This window comes from Paenibacillus solani, assembly GCF_050475945.1.
In the GTDB taxonomy this organism is placed as follows: domain Bacteria; phylum Bacillota; class Bacilli; order Paenibacillales; family Paenibacillaceae; genus Paenibacillus_AQ; species Paenibacillus_AQ solani_A.
Map to the genome: position 1 here is coordinate 15,745 of NZ_JBCMXJ010000011.1, position 21,643 is coordinate 37,387.

21 protein-coding genes are annotated in these 21,643 nt (G+C 48.6%); 17 read left to right on the top strand and 4 right to left on the bottom strand.

Translation table 11 applies throughout. The features are described 5' to 3' along the window. The first annotated feature begins 8 nt into the window (after positions 1–8). The 4 genes from hisJ (at position 9) to trxB (ending at position 4,885) form a co-directional block, all read left to right on the top strand. Positions 9–869 carry a histidinol-phosphatase HisJ gene (gene hisJ / locus ABEQ74_RS12990; RefSeq protein ID WP_430122595.1) on the top strand — a complete coding sequence of 287 codons (861 nt, stop codon included), beginning with the start codon at positions 9–11 and terminating at the stop codon, positions 867–869. 151 nt (positions 870–1,020) lie between these two features. Further along, a complete protein-coding gene (locus tag ABEQ74_RS12995; RefSeq protein ID WP_430122596.1) occupies positions 1,021–1,971 on the top strand; it encodes a ribose-phosphate diphosphokinase in 951 nt (316 codons plus the stop codon). Positions 1,972–2,060: 89 nt separating this feature from the next. Continuing rightward, on the top strand, positions 2,061–3,797 hold the full coding sequence (locus tag ABEQ74_RS13000) for a tetratricopeptide repeat protein (protein WP_430122597.1): 1,737 nt from the start codon (positions 2,061–2,063) through the stop codon (positions 3,795–3,797). A gap of 134 nt (positions 3,798–3,931) precedes the next feature. Next, entirely contained in the window at positions 3,932–4,885 is a 954-nt protein-coding gene (trxB, locus tag ABEQ74_RS13005; RefSeq protein WP_430122598.1) for a thioredoxin-disulfide reductase, read from the top strand. Positions 4,886–5,197: 312 nt separating this feature from the next. On the opposite strand, the gene ABEQ74_RS13010 is transcribed toward trxB, so the two are convergent. After that, on the bottom strand, positions 5,198–5,650 hold the full coding sequence (locus ABEQ74_RS13010) for a GNAT family N-acetyltransferase (RefSeq protein WP_430122599.1): 453 nt from the start codon (positions 5,648–5,650) through the stop codon (positions 5,198–5,200). A gap of 185 nt (positions 5,651–5,835) precedes the next feature. Between ABEQ74_RS13010 and ABEQ74_RS13015 the strand changes: the two genes are divergently transcribed. The 11 genes from ABEQ74_RS13015 (at position 5,836) to ABEQ74_RS13065 (ending at position 13,295) form a co-directional block, all read left to right on the top strand. After that, on the top strand, positions 5,836–6,654 hold the full coding sequence (locus tag ABEQ74_RS13015; protein WP_430122600.1) for a methyltransferase domain-containing protein: 819 nt from the start codon (positions 5,836–5,838) through the stop codon (positions 6,652–6,654). Between the two features lie 362 nt (positions 6,655–7,016). Continuing rightward, positions 7,017–7,511 carry an N-acetyltransferase family protein gene (locus ABEQ74_RS13020; protein ID WP_430122601.1) on the top strand — a complete coding sequence of 165 codons (495 nt, stop codon included), beginning with the start codon at positions 7,017–7,019 and terminating at the stop codon, positions 7,509–7,511. A gap of 47 nt (positions 7,512–7,558) precedes the next feature. Further along, positions 7,559–8,104: a GNAT family N-acetyltransferase gene (locus ABEQ74_RS13025; protein ID WP_430122602.1), complete on the top strand. Its 546-nt coding sequence runs from the start codon at positions 7,559–7,561 to the stop codon at positions 8,102–8,104. A gap of 13 nt (positions 8,105–8,117) precedes the next feature. Further along, entirely contained in the window at positions 8,118–8,774 is a 657-nt protein-coding gene (locus tag ABEQ74_RS13030; protein ID WP_430122603.1) for an HAD family hydrolase, read from the top strand. 152 nt (positions 8,775–8,926) lie between these two features. Then, a complete protein-coding gene (locus ABEQ74_RS13035; RefSeq protein ID WP_430122604.1) occupies positions 8,927–10,033 on the top strand; it encodes a VanZ family protein in 1,107 nt (368 codons plus the stop codon). A gap of 48 nt (positions 10,034–10,081) precedes the next feature. Then, positions 10,082–10,756 carry a hypothetical protein gene (locus ABEQ74_RS13040; RefSeq protein WP_430122605.1) on the top strand — a complete coding sequence of 225 codons (675 nt, stop codon included), beginning with the start codon at positions 10,082–10,084 and terminating at the stop codon, positions 10,754–10,756. Positions 10,757–10,801: 45 nt separating this feature from the next. Then, positions 10,802–11,272: a hypothetical protein gene (locus ABEQ74_RS13045; protein WP_430122606.1), complete on the top strand. Its 471-nt coding sequence runs from the start codon at positions 10,802–10,804 to the stop codon at positions 11,270–11,272. Positions 11,273–11,489: 217 nt separating this feature from the next. Further along, positions 11,490–11,951 (top strand): NUDIX domain-containing protein, encoded by a 462-nt coding sequence (locus tag ABEQ74_RS13050; RefSeq protein WP_430122607.1) that lies wholly within the window; start codon positions 11,490–11,492, stop codon positions 11,949–11,951. Between the two features lie 72 nt (positions 11,952–12,023). Next, the gene (locus tag ABEQ74_RS13055) at positions 12,024–12,227 is read left to right on the top strand and encodes a DUF4177 domain-containing protein (RefSeq protein WP_009595662.1); all 204 of its coding nucleotides are present in this window, start codon (positions 12,024–12,026) and stop codon (positions 12,225–12,227) included. 27 nt (positions 12,228–12,254) lie between these two features. After that, entirely contained in the window at positions 12,255–13,004 is a 750-nt protein-coding gene (locus ABEQ74_RS13060) for a DUF3891 family protein (protein WP_430122608.1), read from the top strand. 108 nt (positions 13,005–13,112) lie between these two features. After that, a complete protein-coding gene (locus tag ABEQ74_RS13065; protein ID WP_430122609.1) occupies positions 13,113–13,295 on the top strand; it encodes a hypothetical protein in 183 nt (60 codons plus the stop codon). 113 nt (positions 13,296–13,408) lie between these two features. Here ABEQ74_RS13065 and ABEQ74_RS13070 read toward each other — a convergent pair whose 3' ends face one another. Next, positions 13,409–14,752 (bottom strand): lytic polysaccharide monooxygenase, encoded by a 1,344-nt coding sequence (locus tag ABEQ74_RS13070; protein WP_430122610.1) that lies wholly within the window; start codon positions 14,750–14,752, stop codon positions 13,409–13,411. 744 nt (positions 14,753–15,496) lie between these two features. Between ABEQ74_RS13070 and ABEQ74_RS13075 the strand changes: the two genes are divergently transcribed. Both ABEQ74_RS13075 and ABEQ74_RS13080 read left to right on the top strand, forming a co-directional pair. Then, positions 15,497–18,577 carry a hybrid sensor histidine kinase/response regulator gene (locus tag ABEQ74_RS13075; RefSeq protein ID WP_430122611.1) on the top strand — a complete coding sequence of 1,027 codons (3,081 nt, stop codon included), beginning with the start codon at positions 15,497–15,499 and terminating at the stop codon, positions 18,575–18,577. 130 nt (positions 18,578–18,707) lie between these two features. After that, a complete protein-coding gene (locus tag ABEQ74_RS13080) occupies positions 18,708–19,724 on the top strand; it encodes a serine hydrolase domain-containing protein (protein WP_430122612.1) in 1,017 nt (338 codons plus the stop codon). A 138-nt stretch (positions 19,725–19,862) separates the two neighbouring features. Here the strand turns inward: ABEQ74_RS13080 and ABEQ74_RS13085 are convergent, their stop codons facing one another. Then, positions 19,863–20,474 (bottom strand): response regulator transcription factor, encoded by a 612-nt coding sequence (locus ABEQ74_RS13085; RefSeq protein ID WP_430122613.1) that lies wholly within the window; start codon positions 20,472–20,474, stop codon positions 19,863–19,865. Beyond that, positions 20,407–21,633: a sensor histidine kinase gene (locus tag ABEQ74_RS13090; RefSeq protein ID WP_430122614.1), complete on the bottom strand. Its 1,227-nt coding sequence runs from the start codon at positions 21,631–21,633 to the stop codon at positions 20,407–20,409. Before ABEQ74_RS13090 ends, ABEQ74_RS13085 begins: the two co-directional genes overlap by 68 nt. Between the last annotated feature and the right edge of the window lie 10 nt (positions 21,634–21,643).

The following is a 21,643-nucleotide window of genomic DNA, read 5'->3' on the forward strand; positions in this document are numbered from 1 at the left end:
GCATACCGATGATTATTGATTACCATACTCACCATGCCCGGTGCGGACATGCAGAGGGGCAGCTGGAGGAGTATGTCCGGCGGGCCATAGAGCTGGGGATGGATCAGTTGGGATTGTCGGATCATATGCCCTTGATTCACGTTAATCCAGAGACGTATTATCCTGAGATGGCCATGCCGATGGATGAGCTGCCGCGTTATGTGGAAGAATGTCTTCAGCTGAAGGAACGCTACAAAGGACAGATTGACATTCGGATCGGACTCGAAGGCGATTATATCGAGGGGTACGAGGAACAGATTCAGCAGATCGTGAAGGACTATCCCTGGGATTACGTCATCGGCTCCGTTCATTTTCTGGGTGAATGGGACATAACGGATTACCGCCAGACTCAAGGCTGGGAGGGCAAGGACCCGCTTGAGGTCTATAGGCAGTATTATGATGCGGTGCAGAAAGCGGCCGCTACCGGCTTCTATGATATCATGGGCCATCTGGACGTGATCAAACGGTTTGGTTATGGACCTGGCCCCCAGCATACGGCCGATGTGATCGCTCTGGAGAACACTGCGCTTGGTGCGGTAGCTCGGAGCGGGGTAGCCATGGAGTTAAACGCCTCCGGTTTGTCGAAAGCCTGCGAGGAGATGTTCCCTAGCCGCCGCATGCTGGAGGAGGCAATAAAGCTTGAAATTCCACTTACTTTAGGATCGGATGCTCATCAGCCGATGAAGCTCGGGGAGCATTTGGATCAGGCACGGGCGCTGTTATCAGAGCTTGGAGTACGAGAGCTTGCGACTTTTCGCAACCGGAAGCGCGAGATGGTGCTTTGGAATGTGGAAGAAACGATGTATAATAAGGACAAGCACAAATTGTAAAGTGATTTCATGATGACGGCTGTTTTCCTCCCTATACGACGCGGATCACGTGTCGCAGGGGACGGAAACGGCCTGATTTAACGATAACGCCTTCATTATCATCCCATCATCCGACATGTTCATCATCAACCAATCTCGTCAGGAGGTCCTCATGCATCATTCACTACGATTATTCGCCGGAACTTCCAACCCGCAGCTGGCAGCAAGTATTAGCCAGCAGTTGGGAGTTGAACTGGGAAAGATCAAGATTTCCCGCTTTCAGAGCGGGGAGGTTTATGTTCATTTTGAAGAGAGCATCCGTAATTGCGATGTCTTTCTGCTGCAGTCCTTTTCTCATCCAATCAATGAAATGTTCGTGGAGCTGCTGGTGATGATTGATGCTGCCAAGCGTGCATCAGCCAGAACGATCAACATCATTGTGCCGTATTACGGTTATGCCAGACAGGAGCGCAAGGCAGCGCCGCGTGAACCGATTTCGGCCAAAATGGTAGCCGATGTGCTGACTACGGCAGGAGCCAACCGCGTCATTACGATTGATCTGCACGCGCCTGCGATCCAGGGTTTCTTCAATATTCCGGTGGATCATCTGACTGCGCTCGATCTGATCACAGAGTATTTGAAGACCAAGAAGATCGAGAATCCGGTCATTGTTTCTCCCGATGCCGGTCGTGCGAAGACGGCGGAAAAGCTCGCCAGTCGATTGGGCTCGCCGTTTGCGATGATGGTCAAACAGCGCCCAGCGCATAACGAGGCGGTTATTACCCACGTCATTGGGGACGTGGCAGATCGCACGCCGATTATTATTGAGGACTTAATTGATACGGGAACGACCATCGTCCAAGTGGTAGAAGGTCTTAAGGAGCGGGGAGCCAAGGATGCTATCGTGTGTGCGACCCACGGACTCTTCTCCGGGGAGGCATTAAGCCGTCTAGACCATGCTCATATTGAGGAGATCGTGATCACAGACTCCATCGTGCTTCCTGACCATCACTGCAAGATGCGGCTGAAGGTGCTGTCTGTTGCGCCTATGCTGGCCCAAGCCACTCACATTATTATCGAGGGTGGATCTATCGCTACTTTATTCAAAGACGCCGGTGTGTAAACTGGTGTCTTTTTTCTGCAAATGACATCGAAACTTGTGTTATACTGTTGTGGATAGAGGAGCAAGTTAAAGGAGGTGCCTTGCTTTTCGTGAATGGTAATCCATACGGGTCTAGTGACCCCCACAATGTTATATCTATCGAAATGAATGCCAATTTCTTCTTCGATCGTGCGGTTCGTTCGCTTGATCGTTATCAATATGACAAGGCTCTGAAGTATTTTCGCAAAGCTGTTGAATATGAACCGGATAATCCGGTGAATCATTGCAATATGGCGGGTATATTATCAGAGACGGGTGATTATAAAGCTTCTAACGAAGTCCTGTCCCACATTCTGGAGCAGGTGGACCCGCTCATGACTGAATGTTACTTCTATATGGCGAATAACTACGCGAATATGGAACAGTTTGAGAAGGCGGAAGAAGCTCTAGTAACCTATCTGGAGGAAGACCCCAGCGGACAATTTCTGGATGAAGCGGAGGAAATGATGGAGCTGCTTCATTATGAGCTAAATCGTCCTGCCAAGCTGAATCGGATCAAGAGCCGTGAAGGCGTGGTTGAGCACGAGCATGCCCGGGCGCTGCTTGAAGAAGGCAAATTCGCTCAGGCGGTCAAGCTGTTGGAGGAGATCGTTAATGACTCCCCGGATTTTCTGGCTGCTCGCAACAATCTGGCTCTGGCCTATTATTACATGGGTCGTTTTGATACCGCAAAACGCACCATTGGCGAGGTGTTGGATCTAGAGCCGGGCAATCTGCACGGTCTGTGCAATCTGGCCATCTTCTATCAACATGAAGGTAATCATGAACAGCGCGACCGTTTAATGGACATGCTAAGGGTGGCCGTTCCGTTTCATATGGAGCATGTGTTTAAGCTGGCTACAACGATGGGAATACTGGGGCAGCATGAAATTGCGTACAGTCATTTCCGCCGCCTCTTAAAGGATGAAGAGTTTAGCAGTGACCCGAGTTTGTATCATTACACGGCGGTTGCCGCTTGCAACAGCGGTTATTATGACAAAGCCGAGAAATATTGGCGGCATGCGCTGAAGCTGGACGGCGATTCGGTAATCCCTAATTTCTATCTGGCCCAGCTGCAGCAGCGCAAGGAAACAGGTACGGATCAGATGAAGGTGAGCTATCACTATCATCTTCCGTTCGAGGAGCAGTTCAAACGCTGGGAGCATGATGGGGATAAGCTGACAGAGGAAGCGAAGCAGAATCCGCTGATTCGTTCTTCTTTCTTCTGGGCGCTTCGACATGGCGACCCTCAGACCAAGCTTCAGGTGATCCGGACACTGGAATTGATCGCTGACGAAGAGGTCCAGCATGCGCTGCAGTCATTTCTTCAGGAACCAGGTGAGAATGCGGAACTGAAGGATGCCGCCCGTCTGGTACTTCAGCAGATGGAAGCTGCGAGCAGTCGGCTGAAGGATCGGCGCGAAGATCGCGATGCGTCCGCGAGTAAGAGCCTTGAGGTATCCCCGGATTGGCTGCCTTCCTGGAAAGCGGTTCTGGAGAAAGCGGAGCAGACGATGGACATGCGTGTTGATGCCTATTGGAAAAAAGACTTGGAGAGTCTCTGGTCCGACTTCTTAAGTCGTCTGTATCCGGATATTCCGAAGATTCGGAATGTGGATGGCTGGGCGGCGGCATTGGAGTATTTAACGGCCAAGAAGCGCGGACGCGCTTTAACCTATGAGCAGGTGGCTGGGCGCTACGGTATATCGTCATCAACGGTTAGCCGTTATGCACGTCAAATGGATAGCGTATGTGCAGCGAAAGATCAACCGGACGATGATTTCAGACCATTTACCGAGAAAATGTAAACAGGCATTTTATCAAAATGTTGAATCAAACAACGTCCTGCTTCATATAGGAATATGTTGAACATGAAAATTTCTTTATCCCTGAATAGGATGCAACATGCAGCAGAAATTATCACCTTAAGGAGGCTGTATCTATGTACAAATCAATCGTAATCGGAACAGGTCCTGCCGGATTGACGGCAGCCATCTACTTGGCACGTGCGAATTTGAAGCCACTTGTGATCGAAGGTATGCAGCCTGGCGGTCAGTTAACGACAACAACCGAAGTCGAGAATTTTCCAGGATTTCCGCAAGGAATTATGGGCCCTGAGCTCATGGACAATATGCGTCAGCAAGCGGAGCGCTTCGGTGCAGAGTTTAAGAGTGCCTGGGTTGAATCCGTTGATTTCTCCCAGCGTCCCTTTAAGGTGAATGTCGAGGGAATGGGCGAGCTTCTGGCGGAGTCCGTTATTATATCGACTGGCGCTTCTGCCAAATATCTCGGAATTCCAGGTGAGCAGGAGAACGTGGGCCGTGGTGTAAGTACATGTGCAACATGTGACGGGTTCTTCTTCCGCGGGAAGAGAATCATCGTCATCGGCGGTGGAGACTCCGCGATGGAGGAAGCGAGTTTCCTGACGCGTTTTGCTTCCAGCGTAACGGTGGTGAACCGCCGTACCGAGCTGCGTGCATCAAAGATCATGCAGGATCGCGCCAGAGATAACGAGAAGATTGAATGGGCTTTGGACCGTACGCCGGTAGAGGTGGTCACCAGTGATACCGGTGTTAAGGGATTGAAGGTCCGCAACAATGAGACGGGCGAAGAAGAGCTGATTGAAGCGGAAGGCGTGTTCGTGGCTATTGGCCATACGCCGAATACTGGCTTCCTTGGTAATCAGATTACGACAGATCCTACCGGCTACATTGTCGTGAAGCCTGGAACTACGGAGACCAACATTCCGGGCGTATTCGCTTGTGGCGATGTCCAGGATACGCGCTATCGCCAGGCGATCACAGCCGCAGGCACCGGCTGTATGGCAGCCATGGACTGCGAGAAATATCTCGAAGGCCATATGGTGCATGACTGGAGCGAGACACTGGATAAGTAATCCCGGCTTTTATGGGAGTGAACGGAATATAGGAAAGAGCCCCTGCGCTATTCAGCGGAAGGAAGATCGCGAGAGGATATCTCCGAGCTTCACGCTGTTTAGTCAGGGGCTTTTTTTCAGGCTGCAAGTTAGATGCTTATTTGGTCTATGACGACGAGAAAGTCCCGTGTTAGCCAAGATACTGATTCTTCTGAAACGGGGCGGTTTACATAGAGGCGATGCTTCGTTTGGGAATGAGCTTCTCCACCAAAATCAATATGCGATAGTCTATTCATGCGATGGAGGGAAGGTGAGTCTGCCCAATCCAGCTTCTTATAAATCCTGCGACAATCGCACCATATCACGCAGGCGCATGCCGTTCTCGTAGATTTCCTCTTCATAATGACGGACAAAAAAGTCCCGGTCGATGCCTGTCATTCTAAATCCGCATTTCTGATACAGTGCCAGCTGCGTAACACCTGTGCTGCCCGTGCCGACCTCAATCGTTGCATATCCAAGCTCCCTGGCCTGCTCTATGGCATGATTCACGAGCTGCTTGCCATATCCTTGGCCATGCAGGCTCTCGCTAACGGCAACGTTAACCAGTTCGATCGTATCGGGCCTGGTAGGCAGCAGAACATAGACTCCGATTTGGTGGGAGTCCACTTCAGCCACATAACAATGGCCGCGTTTCACATATTCCTCTACGAGCTTCCTCGAGGGATCTGCAAGCAAGAGCAGATCGAGAGGTAAGATTTCATCAGGCTGCAGTTTTCTTATGTTCATGATAATTCTCCCTTACGATGTTCCATATTCATGTTAAACAGCTCTATTGTAACATGTCTATATATTGGAGTACTGGATTTGGTGATTCAACTAGGAGTTGAATTGTTCTGAGATTCAATAATCGGGTTATTGAATGCCCTTAGCAGTGCCCCTACAATGTGGTTAGAGGAAGGAGCGTGAACGATATGAGAACCATGTTAGCCAAAAATATTAATCGTTACCGCAAAGAGCAGGGACTTACCCAGGAAGGATTAGCACATCAGCTGGGCGTTACCTTTCAAGCTGTATCCAAATGGGAAACAGGGCAGACCATGCCGGATATTGTGCTGCTCCCGGAGTTGTCGCGGCTGCTCGATGTGAGTATCGATAAGTTGTTTGGCTATTCTTCAACAGGCAAGCCGATCAGCATATATGAAGAAGAATATAAAATACCGGATTACTATTGGGGCACGGAGCCGGGCGCAGCTTGTTATCAGGTGCTTGAAATGATCCCTCCCACCAGAAGGGTAAAGCTGCTGGATATCGGGTGCGGGGAAGGGAAGGATGCCGTCTTTTTTGCCCGTAACGGCTATGATGTCACGGCGTTCGACATTTCCGATGCAGGAATAGAGAAGACGAAGAGGTTGGCTGATCGTATCGGGGTTCACGTCAACGTATTCAAGGCGGATATTTCGGATTATCGTCTGGACACGGAGTTTGATGTGCTCTATTCCAGCGGTGTCCTGCATTATATCAAACCGGAATACCGGGAAGAGATCTTTGCCAACTACAAAAAGTTCACGGCAGCAGAAGGGCTCCACTGCCTTAATGTATTCGTACAGAAGCCGTTCATCGCGCCTCCTCCCGAGAATGAGCCTTACGCTTACGACTGGAAGTCCGGAGAGCTTATGATGCACTACCATGATTGGCTGATTCACAGCAGCCCAGAGGTGATATTTGATTGCAATTCGTCGGGTATACCGCACCGTCATGCGATGAGTAAGCTGATTGCACAGAAAGTGTAAGGCAAGGGAAGCTCAGCAGCTGCCTGATAACCGGGTGGCAAGGATGAGAATCCAGTTGACGAGACGATTCTGCTTTAGAGTGGCCCTGCCTGGACCTACATAAGGAAGCAGGATGAATATCGGCTAGGATCATAACGTGCTGTACATTCGTTCAGCGAGGAATTATATATCGAAGGAGTTCCGTTCCAATAAACAGGCCAGCAAAAATAGTTAGAATTAAAAAATACCAGCTGGTAAGGAAGGATTAGGGCGGCAAATCGCCAATTCATAAGGTATAGATTCGAAGGCGTTCCGAGGGGGACGTCTTTATTCTGTTGGAAGGCGTTGTTCGAAAATGATCCAGTAGAGAGGGGGATGCACGCATGAATTCATATCATATTCGAGTCGCTGGCCGGGAGGATGAGCTTTTTTTGCGGGAAATGCTGTATGAGTCCCTGTATGTGCCGGAGGGAGAGGAACCTTTCAGCCGGGACATACTTGAAGAGCCTTTCATGAAAAAATACGTGGAGAACTGGGGGAGAACCGGTGATTTAGGCTATATTGCCGTCAATGCCGAGGGAAAGCCTGTAGGTTCGATTCATATCCGATATTTTGATCAAGGGAATAAAGGTTTCGGTTATGTCAGCGAAAACATTCCCGAGCTCGGGATGGCACTGCTTCCGGAATATCGCGGGCAGGGGCTTGGAACTGCACTCATGAAGGAATTGTTTAGAGGAATGAAGGAGCGAGGGATTGAGAAGGTATCGTTAAGCGTTGCTCCAGAGAATTCGCCGGCCATGCGATTATATGAGCGTTTCGGATTTCAGGAGGCAGGTATGTGCGGAACTTCCATTACGATGGTTGCAGATGTCATCTGAAATTTGAGAATTGGAATCATTTAATTAGGATCGTGGGAGGAATAAGGATGCTGGTGTACGAGGCTGGGCCGATTACGGTCCGCGAGCTGGAGGAGAAGGATGTATTGTCTATGGTTTCTTGGCTGTCCAACCCGGATGTGCTGCAGTATTACGAAGGACGGGACCGCCCTCATGATGCAGGACTGGTGCGGGAGCGATTCTACCTGGAGGATGATGAGACCCGCTGCATCATTGAATATGAGGGAAAACCAATCGGGTATATTCAGTTTTATCTTCTGGATGAAGAGACGTTAGGCGAATATGGGTATAGCGAGAGTGATGCCGACTGTACAACGTTCGCCACGGATCAATTCATCGGGGAGCCGGACTATTGGAATAAGGGCATCGGTACGAAGCTTATGACTTCCATGGTAGAGTATCTTGTGTCTCAGAGACAGGCTGATCGGATCGTGATGGACCCGCAGGCTTGGAATGAACGGGCGATTGCTTGTTACGAGAAATGCGGCTTCCGGAAGGTGAGGCTGCTGGAGAAGCATGAACAGCATGAGGGAGAAATGCGTGACTGCTGGATTGTGGAATACCGGCCCTCTTGAAAGGGTAGATATTATGATAACCACCATTTTGTTTGATCTGGACGGTACGCTGCTTGATCGTGATGCCTCCTTGCAGCGTTTTGTCAGAGATCAGTTTGATCGTTTGCTATTCCAGGCCTCGGGGGTGGATAAGGAGTTGTATGTGAGTCGGTTTGTTGAGCTTGATCGCAGAGGTTATGTATGGAAGGACCAGGTATATCAGCAGCTTGCCGAGGAGTTTAGCTTGTCCCTGTCTTGGGAAGAACTCCTGGCAGATTACATATCCGGGTTTCAACATCATTGCGTCGGGTTTCCGAATTTGCATGAAGTATTGGGCGGTTTGAAGAGCCGAGGACTCAAGCTCGGATTGATCTCCAATGGCTATGGCGAATTTCAATATAACAACATACGGGGGCTTGGCATCGAGCATTATTTTGATATCATCGTGATCTCGGAGTGGGAAGGTTTACGCAAGCCTGATCGCAGAATCTTCAACAACACATTACATCGCCTTGAGTCAAAAGCAGAAGAATCCATCTATGTTGGAGATCATCCGGTAAACGACATAACGGCAAGTCGGGATGTCGGCATGAAGGGCATCTGGAAGCGGGATCTCTACTATGATCGGAATTTTGCCATGGATGGGGAAATTGGCGATTTACTCGAAATCATGGACTTTATAGAAAGTTAAAAAAACCATTTCATTCGTATTCTCGTTATAACTGATATGAGCTTGCACGCGCTAAGTGCTTTTTAATCCCGTTTTAAACGAGAATCAACCTTCATTTAAACTTGTTCCTGTACATTAAGAGTAGATCATCACAGAGGAAGTGAACAAAACGCATGCTCGAGGCCTATCTGTTTCCCATATCCTATGCATTTATGACTTTTCCCATAGCAGCTTTGCTGTGCGCCGTTCCTTTTCTGATCGTGCAGTATCGCAAATATGGTTATTTTAATAAATTTCGGGGGTTTCTGCTGTATTTATTCCTGCTGTATATGATGAATGCGGTGTATCTGGTGCTGCTTCCGCTGCCTGCCTCACGGCATAATGCTCCAATGGATGTCGCCTCGGTTATGCAGTTGATGCCGCTGAACTTTATACACGACATATTGATGGAGACCAAGGTGGTATGGCAAGTCCCCTCCACATATATGCTGCTGCTGAAGGAAAGAGCCTTCTTGCAGGTGGTGTTTAACGTGCTTCTTGTGGTGCCCTCCGGCATGTTCCTGCGTTATTATGCGCGCATATCCTGGAAGACGTGTCTGGCGGCTTCATTTGGCTTGTCGTTGTTCTTCGAGATCACCCAAGTGACCGGTATTTACGGATTCTATGATTACCCTTACCGACTGTTTGACGTGGACGATCTGCTGATGAATACCCTTGGTGGCATGATCGGATTCGTGCTCGCCGATTGGATGAAGAATCACCTGCCACGCATGGACCGTCTGGATGAGAAGGTGGATCTGTCTAAAAAGCGGGTCAGTTATACTCGGCGGGCGATCGCCTTCGGGATCGATGTCTGTGTCGTGCTGCCGATCATCGGCGTATTGACTTTGCTTAACGTGAAAGGCGCTTATTTCATTGTAGTCATCATATATTATATCGTGATCCCTTATATGAAGCAGGGTCAGACCTTGGGGGCATGGATCGTCCGGGTCCAGATCCGTGGAGCAGGAGAAGAGCTGAAGCTAAGAGAACTCATGATCCGCAATGGTCTGCTGTATGTCGTATGGGGCGGACTGCATGCCTTATTCCTGATCGTTAATGTTTCGGGTTCGCATGTTTTGCTTGCTATGTATGCTTTGGGCCTATTACTTCTGGATGGCATCGTGTTTATCCATGTCTTCTTATGTCTTCTCCAGCGGGACCGGAGGCTGCTGCATGAGGCCAAAAGTGGAACAAGGCTGGTTATTGTAGATAACAAGGTACGAGATAAGGACGAATAACACGGGTTACTAAATCTGTCTCCATTTGTTACAATATGGTAAATGGGTTTGTTTGAGGAGGAGATACAACTGAAGGGCAAATTCCTCTCCATTACCGCTATTATTGTGGGCTTATTGTTTATTTCCAACCAGCATCTGGGCTATTCGCTTGGGGATGATCTGTTCCGCTGGGCAGGGATCTCTCCTTGGACGAAGGGAGGCAATTATGGTTTTCATGTGCCCGTCATAGCAGGGCTTGTCTTATTGGTGACTGGTGTCCTGTGGGTGTCGCGGATTTATCGTCCCCTTTACCCGAAGATCATGAGCCGCGTGTTGTTGGCCTGTGTTGCTTGGATCATTATTTTCCCCTTCGTATCGGAGTCCTTTATGTATGTGGTGAATTTTAATTCGAGTGGAATAACATCCGTGGCCTACTCCAGTAAAGACAGCAGATGTGATTATCATACAGAAAATGAAGCAACTCTGGCACGCTGTCAGATTCAAATTTACAGTTATGGCACCGAGCGCGAGGTTGCGTTACGCCCGATAAGCATAGAGGTTGGCGGAAAAAAGATTGATTTTCAGTCTAAAGTGGTTACGGTTCGGCCGCGTGGCCAGGTACAGATTGATGAAACCTTTGAAGGTTTCTTGGAACGGCCAGACTCTTCCTTCAGGATGTCGGGTGGGACCAACCAGCCGGGCATCGAGCTTACCGTAGGTGGCAGGAGCAAACAGATGAAATAACTTTCTGTAACGAATGCATGAATCCATTATCCGAGGTGAACCTTGGTGAATACTTTTCGCATGAAACGATATATGAAAGTATCGCTGATCACGCTGCTGCTGGCCATTTGCTCATCGACTGCTGCGCTTGCCTCATGGGCTTATCCGTTTGTCGTGAATGGCGGGAAAATCTTCGTCGTGACCGCAGATCACGTGGAAGCATCCAAACTGGGAGATGTGGTGGGGAAGGTTACCTATTACTCGGATCGGGAAGGTACTTACAGCGGAAACTTCTCCAATATTTACCCGAAGGGAACGAAATACTATGCTATTCAAGGCATCTCCTCCAAACTCGCTATTGCGGTTGAGACGCAGGAAGGCTATGTCATAGCTCGCTATGAAGGAGAGTATGGAGGTGCCCGCTTTCCATTGCAAGTGATCCTGGGCTGGATTGCCGCAGGGCTGGTCCTGTTGATTGTGGGGTGCGTAACGGCTGTAGTGTTCAAGAAGCGGGCGGATGGTTCATACAGGCGCTAGCTACAAAAAGATACTATCCATTAATCTGATTGACCGCAGTGAAATTAAGCCGAAGTTTCAAGCACAATACAAGCCGGTATTCTCTGAGCATGCTCATGGTATACCGGCTTGTTATCCATTTTTGCTTCTATTACATAAGCGGGTACGGCCTACGGAGCCATTATTTTTGCTACAATAGCATTAGTATAAGAAAAACGTAACGATAAGGAGACTTCCCATGAAACCGATTCGGAATTCGGCCAAGGCGATTATTGTGCGGGATCATCAAGTTCTTCTGACGAAGAATGTAGACCATCTGGGGGACTTTTATCTATTCCCTGGAGGCGGACAAGAGAAGGGCGAGACCTTAGTACAGGCCGTAGTCAGAGAGTGTCAGGAGGAGATCGGACGTGAGGTAGAGGTTCTGGATCTACGGCATGTCCGTGAATACATAGGGGCCAACCATGAATTCGCAGAATGGGATTCCGACATCCATCAGGTCGAGTTTTATTTTGAATGCCGTTTGGTAGGCGAGGGCGATTTCTTTCAGGGACATAACCCGGATGAATATCAGGTGGGCGTAGAATGGGTTGATCTGCAGGCGCTGGATCAGATTCGTTTATACCCTCACTCGTTGGCCAAGCCGCTCATGAATCAAGATACGCAATCTGTGGTTTGCTATGTTGGAGATACGAACTGAGGCTTTGTTTGTAGGATATAAACTCTTGAGGTTTGTTGTCATTATGAATGCAATGATGGGAGGATGCGGACTATGGATCAATGGGAATATAAAACACTAAAATATAAAACCGGAGGTTTCCTTGGGGGCAAAGTTAATGAGGAGGAGTTTGAGGATTTGTTGAACAGCTACGGGATTGACGGCTGGGAACTGATCTCATGTTTCGATACGAGCGTGCATCAAGGCCAGTCCAGAGACATCATTGCCGTGATGAAGCGAAAAGCCTATCTGGGATAAGTACAGAACGGAAGGGAGACCACCCGAATGATCATTCGCGAGACAGAAGATGCCTTTGTTATGACTACTCAAGATGACCACGGCCGATTCTCCGGCGATATCGCGCAGGGTTTTCGGAGAGATTTATTTCTGGACGCGTCTGTGTTGGAAGAAGTACTGCTGGCTATTACTGAGCATGACCGTGCCTGGCTGCGGATGGATGATACGCCGATCTGGAATGACGGCAGCCGGCAACCTTACACTTTTATGGATTACCCGGTTCAGCCCAAAATGTTAATGTACAGCAAGGGCGTTGATGAGATTGAAGCCATGAGCCCTTATGCGGGGTATCTGTGCAGCCTTCACTTTGCGTCATTTATGAAAAATGCGACAGAGGCGCCTTTAGTGGAATTCTACCATACGGAGACAGATCGGCAAAAAAGATTACGAGCGCAGTTTCAATTTCCTGATGAAGCTGCCATCAACCGCCAGTTTGGACTGCTGCAGCTATGCGATGACATCTCGCTCTACGTGACCATGAATGCGCCGGGCGCATCCAAGGATCACGAGCACCCTTGGTTCAAAGAGGGCTTTGCCATGTCAATTGACGGAGAAAGAATCATGGCAGCCTGGGTGAATGAGCAAGAAATCAGACTGCGTCCATTCATATTTGAAGATAAGTGGACGGCATCAGTGAAGTGGAAATACGTATTAAAAGACAAGATAGATGAGCATGGAGTGGCTAAGGCATTCCATGATGCGTCATGGACGCAGCAGACGATTACTTTTGTGCCATAAGTTCAGCACCTGTCATCACTTCCTGGTCAAAAATATGATATGATCACCTAAAGCGGCAAGTATTCATAACTGGAGTTATTAATTCTGTAGGAATGTAGAGGATGAATGATGAAGAAAAAGGAATTTTTGATCGTTGCGCTGCTTAATTTCTTGGCTGCAATCGCATTTTTGGTGGTCGTATTCATTACAGACCGAAGCTCTTGGCAGTGGGGGTTCGGGGTTGTCTCCTTGCTGTTTGTGATTGGCGGAATCGGCAATTTGGTGTTGCATGCCAAGAACAAGAACAAATAGCGATGCATCGTAGAGAGACCACAGCTAAATAGATATAGAGCGTACATTAAAAAGATGACTTCTGAATTTTCAGAAGTCATCTTTTTTTAACCCTCCCAAGAAGAAGGGAAATTCTAAGGAATCACTTTCCATACATCCGAGTTGCCTGGTGTTTCGCCTAAAGTCCACCATTTAGCTTCGTAATTCACGCCATTATGTGTTACCTTGTTGCCACCGTTATAGGTAGTCGTTGCACTCCATGCCGGGTAAGTTACCGGTGCGTCGGGTGTCGTCACATTGACAACATTGCTTGCTGTGGATACATTACCTGCGGCATCTACAGCTTTTACGGTAAAGGAATAGGCCGTGTTAGGCGTCAGGCCTGTAGCGAGGTATTCCAATGTGGAGCCAGAAACGGTGGCGATCAGGTTATTTCCTTGGAATACCTGATAACCTGTCACACCAACATTATCCGTAGAAGCATTCCACATCAAAGGAACCGTCGTGGAGGTCGTTGTTCCCATGACATGAAGGCTCGTAGGAGCTGTCGGCGCTTGCGTATCCGGACCTGTTACAGCTAGGGTCGTAAATGAAGCGACGTTGCTGGCAGGGGATAGATTCCCTGCAGCATCGACGGCTTTGACCGTAATATTGTAGAGGGTATTCGGCGTTAAGCCTGTTAGATTGTAATTAAGTCCAGTCGTAGAAGCTAATTGAGTGGCACCATTAAAAATGCGATAGTTCGTTACACCAACATTATCCGTTGCTGCATTCCATGAAATTGAAGCGCTTGTCGTGGCTACATTGGAAGCTGCTACGCCTGTCGGAGCAGTTGGCGGGGTCGTATCGATATTTCCGCTTCCGGAGAAATTGACGTCAATAACATTATAGAATGCATTATTGGTATCGGAAATTTCCCATACTGCGAGGATGACTTGATATCCTGTTCTGCTCGGCACATTACAAGTATCGGAATAGGTGTTGGACGGGGTACCTTTATAAGGTACGCTGCAGAAAGGCGTCAAGTCAAAAGAAGCACGTGTAAGCGGTGCATTAGGATCCCAGTCCTGCTTCGTAATGTAATATTTCCAGCTTGCTGTGGCATGCGGAACTTTTAACTTCCAGTCGAAGGTTGTTGGACCAGGTGAAATATTTACTTTTGTCCAACGGGTAGCAGATTGCTGATCCAGCGGGGCGAACAATCCGTTAGCGCTTGCAATTTTGCCATCAGCCGGGCCTGCTGTAGGGAATCCTTTGAGAGCTTCAAGACTATAGGGTTCGTAGATAATGAGTCCACAATTGGTATTGATACCTCTAGCACATAAATCTGCACGACTGGATGGATTGCTCACGTAGCCATGAGCGGATGCCTTCGACTCAAATAAGAACATTGCCATAATGGCAAGCGCCAGCAATAAACCACCAGCCATAACCTTTCTCAGTAATCCTGAATTAGATAAGCGTAGTGTTGTTGACATTAACACAATTCCTCCTTTTAATGGGTGAAATATGTACGAAGTATTTTCCATATTCCGTACTAGAACAGCGGTATATCTCGTTATTCACCTCCTTTCAGGTCAAATCTATATAAACTCATACAGAGCTTATACCACCTAAATTAACTTTTAAGTAATGATAGAAGCACGTCAAACAAGGTGTAGAAATTCTCAGTTTGGAGTATCCATGAGTGCAGGAAAGAAAGTAGAAGCCGGGTGTATTCCGCGAAAGACTATGCGTGGAGTGAGACAATAGGTTTGGCCATCGAAGAGTGATTACAAAAAGCTGGCATCTCGGAGTGAGCTATTCGACGGAGGCTAAGTATTTTGAAATGGAATGTGGGAGTAAAGAAGCGGTAAAGGAATATGAATTAATTTATGGAAAACTTTAACATTTATTTTATATTAGAGTTTGTTGATCTGCAATGGTAAATGAGAACCATGACATAATTCCTATTTTCCTAAGCGGTTTTTGTATTCCAAAATATATTGGTTTGGAATTTAGTGTTCATAGAGTTTTCACGAATTCCTGATCGTCATTGCTATAAGAAAGTTGTGAACACTCAGAGAATCAATAAACAAGACTTGCTGAAATGAAACACATGCTTGAGAATTTAGTAGGAGGTTTTTTCATATGTCTGCATAGAATAACTAAAGGGGGAATTCTTAACTCTGTATTCGATAGGCTCATAGATTCCTAATTTTATATAGAAAAGTAGGCCAGAAATGAATAAGAAGCGGCGTGTGATGGTTGCGGGATTGGCACTGGTTATTCTCCTGCCCGTGTGGCTTATTGTTCGGTCCCTCATGACCCCATATATAAGTCCTGAAGCGGTTCAAGGAAGATTGGATTTGACAGCATGGGATTTTTCGGAGGAAGGCGGAGTCCAGCTTAATGGAGAATGGGAGTTTTACCGAGGGCAGCTGTTAACTCCTGAGAACTTTAAACCAAGAACACCCGATGAGAAGCTGCCAACTCCTACAAGCATCGTCCAGATTCCCGGCAAGTGGAACCGATATATTGAAGAGGGCGGGAAGTCGGGGGCTGAGGGTGTTGGCACCTATAGATTGGTTGTTCAATTGAGGGGTGAGGAAGGTATCTACGGTATTCATACCGACAATATTCGCTCATCTAACCGAATTTATATGAATGGCCATGAACTAGGCGCCAGCGGTTCCCCCGGATTATCAGGAGCGGAGAGCACGCCGGGTAATATTCCATACGTTGGTTACGTGCAAGTAAACGGGAATGAAGCGGAGATCATTGTGCAGGTAACCAACTTTGTTTATTCTTCAGGAGGTATATATTCGCCGCTATTATTTGGTGACATGCACACGGTTATGAAGAGTCGGGAAGTATCAGTGTTCGTGGATTTAATGACCTTGGCGGGCTTCCTCATTCCTGCCATGTATTTCTTGCTGTTGTTTCGGATGCAGCAAAATGAGAGATCGCTATTGTATTTGGGGCTCTTCTGTCTGTCTTCGGTGATCTATGTGATAACACATGGACAAAAGCTGTTGTCAACGGTATGGACTGATCTTCCGTATGGGGACTTCATCCGTATTCAGATGATCTCTTCAGCATTCATATATTATTTCTTACTGCGGTATATTGCAGTAGCTGTTCAGGGGCTTGTTCACCGCTGGGCCCTTATTCTGAGCAATGTGGCAACGTTGGTCGCTGTAGGAAGCGGGCTCTTGCTGCCTACGGCGATCTTCTCGGAAATGGAACCGGTCGTCTATCTGTTCTCGATCTTTATCGTTGTTTATATCACCATCGTGATGGGACAGGGAATCTGGCGCAGGTCGGAAGATACGGGAATCATGCTGATTGGCATCCTAAGTATAATGGTGGTAATCACGGTTCATGTGCTCAACTTGATGGGACTATATAATAATTTATCCATTGTTCCGCTGGAAATGCTGTTGTTTGTGATAACGCAGGCGATGCTGCTAGCCAAGCGCTTCTCCAGAGCCTTTACGGATGTAGAGCAGCTCTCCCGGAGATTGCTGACGCTCGATGGGTTGAAGGATGACTTTATGGCAAATACATCCCATGAACTTCGAACCCCTCTGCATGGCATTGTGAATATTGCTCAGTCGCTCCGGGATGGAGCCTCAGGCCCTCTAAGTGATAAGCAGTCCAAGGAACTGTCCATGATTGTGTCAACAGGCAAGCGGTTATCTATGCTCGTCAACGATATTCTCGATTTTAGCAAGCTGAACCATGGTGAAATCATACTAAACCGGCAGCCGGTTGACCTAAAAGCGGTGACTCAATCCGTGCTCGAAGTAGTCACACACCTTACAAAGAGTAAGCCGCTTATGCTGGAACAAAACTGGCCAGAATATCTGCCATGGCTGGAGACGGATGAGGACCGGTTAAGACAAATCCTGTATAACCTGCTTGGGAATGCGGTAAAGTTCACTGAGGCTGGTACAGTGCAGATCACGGCTCATGAACTGGACGGATATGTGAGAATCTCGGTGATGGATACGGGGATCGGTATCCCAGCAGAACGTCTGATCGACATCTTCAAACCCTATGATCAGATCGGGTATGCATCCTATCGGGAATATGGTGGTACAGGCATCGGCCTGAGCATTACGAAGAAGCTGGTCGAGCTGGGTGGTGGGGAAATCTGGGCAGAGTCCACGCCGGGGGCAGGTTCATCCTTCCACTTTACATTACCTTCTACAGATGTTTCGCCTCAGACATCCCTGGTCGGATTCATCGGGGGATCGGCATCTGGAGAAGTCTTGGCGGCCGCGGCGATCGAGAAGGACGCTGCCCGACAGAATGAAACGAGTCAGAATCCGAAGAGCTCTACCGTGCTTCTGGTTGACGACGACCTGGTTAATCTGCAGGTGCTTCGTGGCCTGCTCTCCGCTGAACATTATAATTTGATCACTGCAAGCAGCGGAGCCGAGGCGCTTGCGCATATCCGGTCAGGGCAGGGGATCGATCTGGTCATCACGGATTGGATGATGCCCGGAATGTCTGGATTGCAGCTATGTCAGATCGTCCGGGAGCAGCACACGCTCTTTGAGCTGCCTATACTCATGTTGACCGCTCGAAGCTTGCCAGATGACGTGCGCACCGGGCTCCAGGCGGGTGCGAATGACTTCTTGAGAAAGCCTGTAGAGGCCGATGAACTGCGCGCACGGGTTCGAAATTTGCTTGAGCTTCGCCGGTCTGTTCGTCAAACCATTTCTGCGGAGATGGCATTCCTCCAAGCGCAGATTAAGCCGCATTTTATGTTTAATGCACTGAATACGATTCTTGCCGTGCTCTATACCGATCCGGACAAAGCGACACAGCTGCTGATCGAGCTAAGTCATTATTTGCGCGGAAGCTTTGATTTTCAGAACAGAGACCAGCTTGGCACACTGCAAAAGGAACTGACTTTGGTACGATCCTATTTGTTCCTTGAGCAGGCGCGCTTCGAAGACCGCTTAACCATTGAATATGATATTCATGCACCGTTGGAATTGTTGATACCGCCGCTAAGTATACAGCCGATCGTGGAGAATGCAGTGCGTCACGGGGTCATGAAGCGGATATCCGGCGGAACGGTTCATATTGCGATTCATGAGCGTGAGGGACAGATCTCCATTTCCATTATGGATAACGGAGTTGGCATGAGTGAGGATAAAGTTCACAGCTTGCTATCTGCCGCGACTGATACGGCCAGCGTAGGTCTTCGTAATATACATGCCCGATTGCTTACGTTATATGGAAAGGGTCTTCAAATCGAGAGCGAACCGGGAAAAGGCACTTTGGTCAGCTTTGAAGTCCCTTTCTAGCACTATGTTCTCTAGATTCGGTAGCTTCATCTTGGGAATAAGAAAGATTTTATTATAATCATTCTGTGCCGGGACCCTCAAGGACTGTCCATGTTAAAATATCCCTATTGATACAAAGGGTGGGGATCATATGGGTATACATAAAATTGAGGATTGTGCTGCTCGCCGTCAGTTTTCGGGGACGGTGCTATTAACAGATCAACAGAACAACATCATATGGAATGCCGCTTATGGTTATTCGAATCGAGCTGACTGTATCGACAATCAAACAGACACCAGATTCGGTATTGCTTCAGGCTGCAAGCTGTTCACCGCTATTGCTGTCTGTCAGCTCATTGAGCAGGGAAAGCTGGCCCTGGGAAGCAAGCTGAGCGAGTGTCTGGCAGTTCCGCTGCCTAACTTTAGCCCGGAGATTACAGTTCTCCATCTGCTGAGCCACTGCTCAGGTGTTCCTGATTATTTTGATGAAGAGACCATGGATGACTTTGAGGATCTGTGGAAGACACTTCCGATGTATACTCTTCGCAGTGGAAAGGATTTTCTCCCCCTATTCCAGAATGAACGTATGAAATTTCAGCCTGGCGAGCGATTTCATTATAACAATGCAGGCTATGTACTGCTTGGTTTGATCGTTGAACAGCATACTGGGATGAGGTTTGGAGATTATGTGGAGCAGTTTGTGTTCAAGCCAAGCGGCATGCAGAACTCTGGTTACTTCCCGCTGGACCGCCTGCCGGACAATACAGCCTATGGATATATTGAAGAGGAAGACGGGGGTTGGAGAACGAATCAATATGCCATTCCGGTTCAGGGCTATGCGGACGGAGGGGCATTTGTGACCGCACCGGATATGGCCCTGTTATGGAAGGCACTCTTGAGCTACACGCTGCTAAGTCCAGCTATGACGGGGCAGCTGCTGGATTTGCATACTTATGATCCGGATAGTGAGCAGCATTATGGGCTTGGCGTATGGATCACCAAGAAGCACGGGGAAGTGTCCAAATACCATGTCATGGGTTATGACCCGGGCGTGAATTTCAGGTCTGCGTATTATCCTGCTATAGGTCATACCCTGGTGGTGGCTTCCAACGGAAGTGGTGGCGCATTTGAGATGATGCAGATGATAGAGGAAGAACTGATGAAATGATGTAATAAAGGTTTTAAAAGGCCCCAGACGAGTATGTTGAGTCCGGGGCCTTTGTATTTGTGATGGAAGTAGCTGAATGCATATCGGGTTGCTTAATTATGCATGCTTTAGCCGAATCAGCATGAAGGGAGTCCCTGCCTAAATCCAGCCCTTCTCTTCCGCCATTGAGATCGCCTCGATCCGATTCTTGGCATTCAGCTTGCTTAGAATTTCGGACATATAGTTGCGGACAGTCCCATAGGATAGATGCAGCTTCGACGCGATATCATTGGAGCTGCAACCTTCTGCAGCCAGTCGAAGGACCTCCCGTTCACGTTCAGTTAGCGGATTAGCACCTGCCCCGGTTAAAGTCCCGAATACGAGCTCAGGAGAGACTTCGCGGCGCCCGTCCATTACCCGGCGGATAGCTTCCGCCAGCCTCTCACTGGGCTCGTCCTTAAGCAGATATCCCTGGACCCCCGCCTGTACCGCCCGCTCGAAATAGCCCGGTCTGGCAAACGTGGTCAGGATGATGATGCGGCTGGCGTAGCCAAGCGACTTCACTTGCTCTGCTACCTCAAGGCCGCTGCGCACCGGCATTTCGATATCGAGCAGGCATACGTCCGGCTGATGAGTGGCAATTAGAGATAGCGCTTCGTCCCCATCACCGGCTTGGCCAATCACATCAATATCGTCTTCAAAATCAAGCAAGGAAGCCAGAGCGCCGCGCAGCATGCGCTGGTCCTCGGCTATCAGCACTTTGATGCTCATGGGTTGGGTCCTCCTTCCGGTTCTTGATGATAATCGGGACATGAATGCTTAGTATGGTCCCTTGCTCGGATCTGGCTTCGACAGTGCCTCCGATTAAGGATAACCGCTCCGCCATCCCCTTTAGGCCGTTACTGTTTGAAGGGGAACCCGCTTCTTCCTTGCAGATTAGACCGATTCCATTGTCAGCCACAGATAACCGCCATTCGTTCTCCAGCGATTCGATGGTGATCTGGCACTGGCTTGCCTGGCTGTGCTTGACCACATTGGTTACAGCTTCTCGTAAGCAAAGGCTTATGATATTGTGGGCCAAGTCCGATATGCCCTCCAGCTTCGGATTACCGGTGCAGCTAAACTGGATATCGGCACTCTCCAGAATGATCTGGGCTTCCACCAATTCTTCGGGCAAGGTGGCGGTCCGCATATCCGATACCAGCTCACGTACTTGGCGCAAAGCAGCACGGGAGGTGTTCTGAATCTCCCGGGCTTCCAGTTGGGCCTTCTCGGGATTCTTCGCTGCCAGCTTCTCCACAAGCTGACTCTTCAGCGTGATGAGGGACAGGGTATGGCCCAAGGTGTCATGAAGATCCCTGGCGATCCGCATCCGCTCTTCACCCTTTATCAGATTGTGTATTTGCTCGTTGGCCTGGGCCAGCTCCTTCTCCAGCTGCTGCCGCCGGTTCAGCGAGCGGATGGCGAAGGGTGAAGACAGCATGATGAGAATGAAAGGACTCATAAATGCCAGATCCCTCCACCCCAGCATGCTTGCGCTTTTGATCAAAGGAATGGCTTCGATAATGGCAAACAGTACAAGGGATATCGTGAATTTACGTCGGTCGGTATACCAGCCGATGAAATTGGCAGTAAAGAAACCCATGTAGATGTAGGATGGGTGGTACCACATGCTCAGAATGAAAATGATGGACATCTGAACGCTGAGCCACACAAAGAAACGATTCGTACCTGCGGCGAAATAGAGTTGGCGGTATGTGACCAGAAACAGGGTAATAAACGCAAATCCGATCCCCATTTTTAAGCCTTCCTCGCTCAGCATGTTGATGATGGGAAGGGCTATATAAATGAGCCATAAATAGGGGAAGATCCCCAATTGCGTTGGGAACACCTCAAACCCTGCCGATTTAGCATCTTTCAATTTTTTCATAAAGCTATCT

What these genes read in the sequence shown, in the direction of transcription:
- hisJ (WP_430122595.1), top strand. Translation starts at nt 9, where the DNA reads ATGATTATTGATTACCATACTCACCATGCCCGGTGCGGACATGCAGAG.
- ABEQ74_RS12995 (WP_430122596.1), top strand. Translation starts at nt 1,021, where the DNA reads ATGCATCATTCACTACGATTATTCGCCGGAACTTCCAACCCGCAGCTG.
- trxB (WP_430122598.1), top strand. Translation starts at nt 3,932, where the DNA reads ATGTACAAATCAATCGTAATCGGAACAGGTCCTGCCGGATTGACGGCA.
- ABEQ74_RS13010 (WP_430122599.1), bottom strand. Translation starts at nt 5,650, where the DNA reads ATGAACATAAGAAAACTGCAGCCTGATGAAATCTTACCTCTCGATCTG.
- ABEQ74_RS13015 (WP_430122600.1), top strand. Translation starts at nt 5,836, where the DNA reads ATGAGAACCATGTTAGCCAAAAATATTAATCGTTACCGCAAAGAGCAG.
- ABEQ74_RS13020 (WP_430122601.1), top strand. Translation starts at nt 7,017, where the DNA reads ATGAATTCATATCATATTCGAGTCGCTGGCCGGGAGGATGAGCTTTTT.
- ABEQ74_RS13025 (WP_430122602.1), top strand. Translation starts at nt 7,559, where the DNA reads ATGCTGGTGTACGAGGCTGGGCCGATTACGGTCCGCGAGCTGGAGGAG.
- ABEQ74_RS13030 (WP_430122603.1), top strand. Translation starts at nt 8,118, where the DNA reads ATGATAACCACCATTTTGTTTGATCTGGACGGTACGCTGCTTGATCGT.
- ABEQ74_RS13035 (WP_430122604.1), top strand. Translation starts at nt 8,927, where the DNA reads ATGCTCGAGGCCTATCTGTTTCCCATATCCTATGCATTTATGACTTTT.
- ABEQ74_RS13050 (WP_430122607.1), top strand. Translation starts at nt 11,490, where the DNA reads ATGAAACCGATTCGGAATTCGGCCAAGGCGATTATTGTGCGGGATCAT.
- ABEQ74_RS13055 (WP_009595662.1), top strand. Translation starts at nt 12,024, where the DNA reads ATGGATCAATGGGAATATAAAACACTAAAATATAAAACCGGAGGTTTC.
- ABEQ74_RS13060 (WP_430122608.1), top strand. Translation starts at nt 12,255, where the DNA reads ATGATCATTCGCGAGACAGAAGATGCCTTTGTTATGACTACTCAAGAT.
- ABEQ74_RS13065 (WP_430122609.1), top strand. Translation starts at nt 13,113, where the DNA reads ATGAAGAAAAAGGAATTTTTGATCGTTGCGCTGCTTAATTTCTTGGCT.
- ABEQ74_RS13070 (WP_430122610.1), bottom strand. Translation starts at nt 14,752, where the DNA reads ATGTCAACAACACTACGCTTATCTAATTCAGGATTACTGAGAAAGGTT.
- ABEQ74_RS13075 (WP_430122611.1), top strand. Translation starts at nt 15,497, where the DNA reads ATGAATAAGAAGCGGCGTGTGATGGTTGCGGGATTGGCACTGGTTATT.
- ABEQ74_RS13080 (WP_430122612.1), top strand. Translation starts at nt 18,708, where the DNA reads ATGGGTATACATAAAATTGAGGATTGTGCTGCTCGCCGTCAGTTTTCG.
- ABEQ74_RS13085 (WP_430122613.1), bottom strand. Translation starts at nt 20,474, where the DNA reads ATGAGCATCAAAGTGCTGATAGCCGAGGACCAGCGCATGCTGCGCGGC.
- ABEQ74_RS13090 (WP_430122614.1), bottom strand. Translation starts at nt 21,633, where the DNA reads ATGAAAAAATTGAAAGATGCTAAATCGGCAGGGTTTGAGGTGTTCCCA.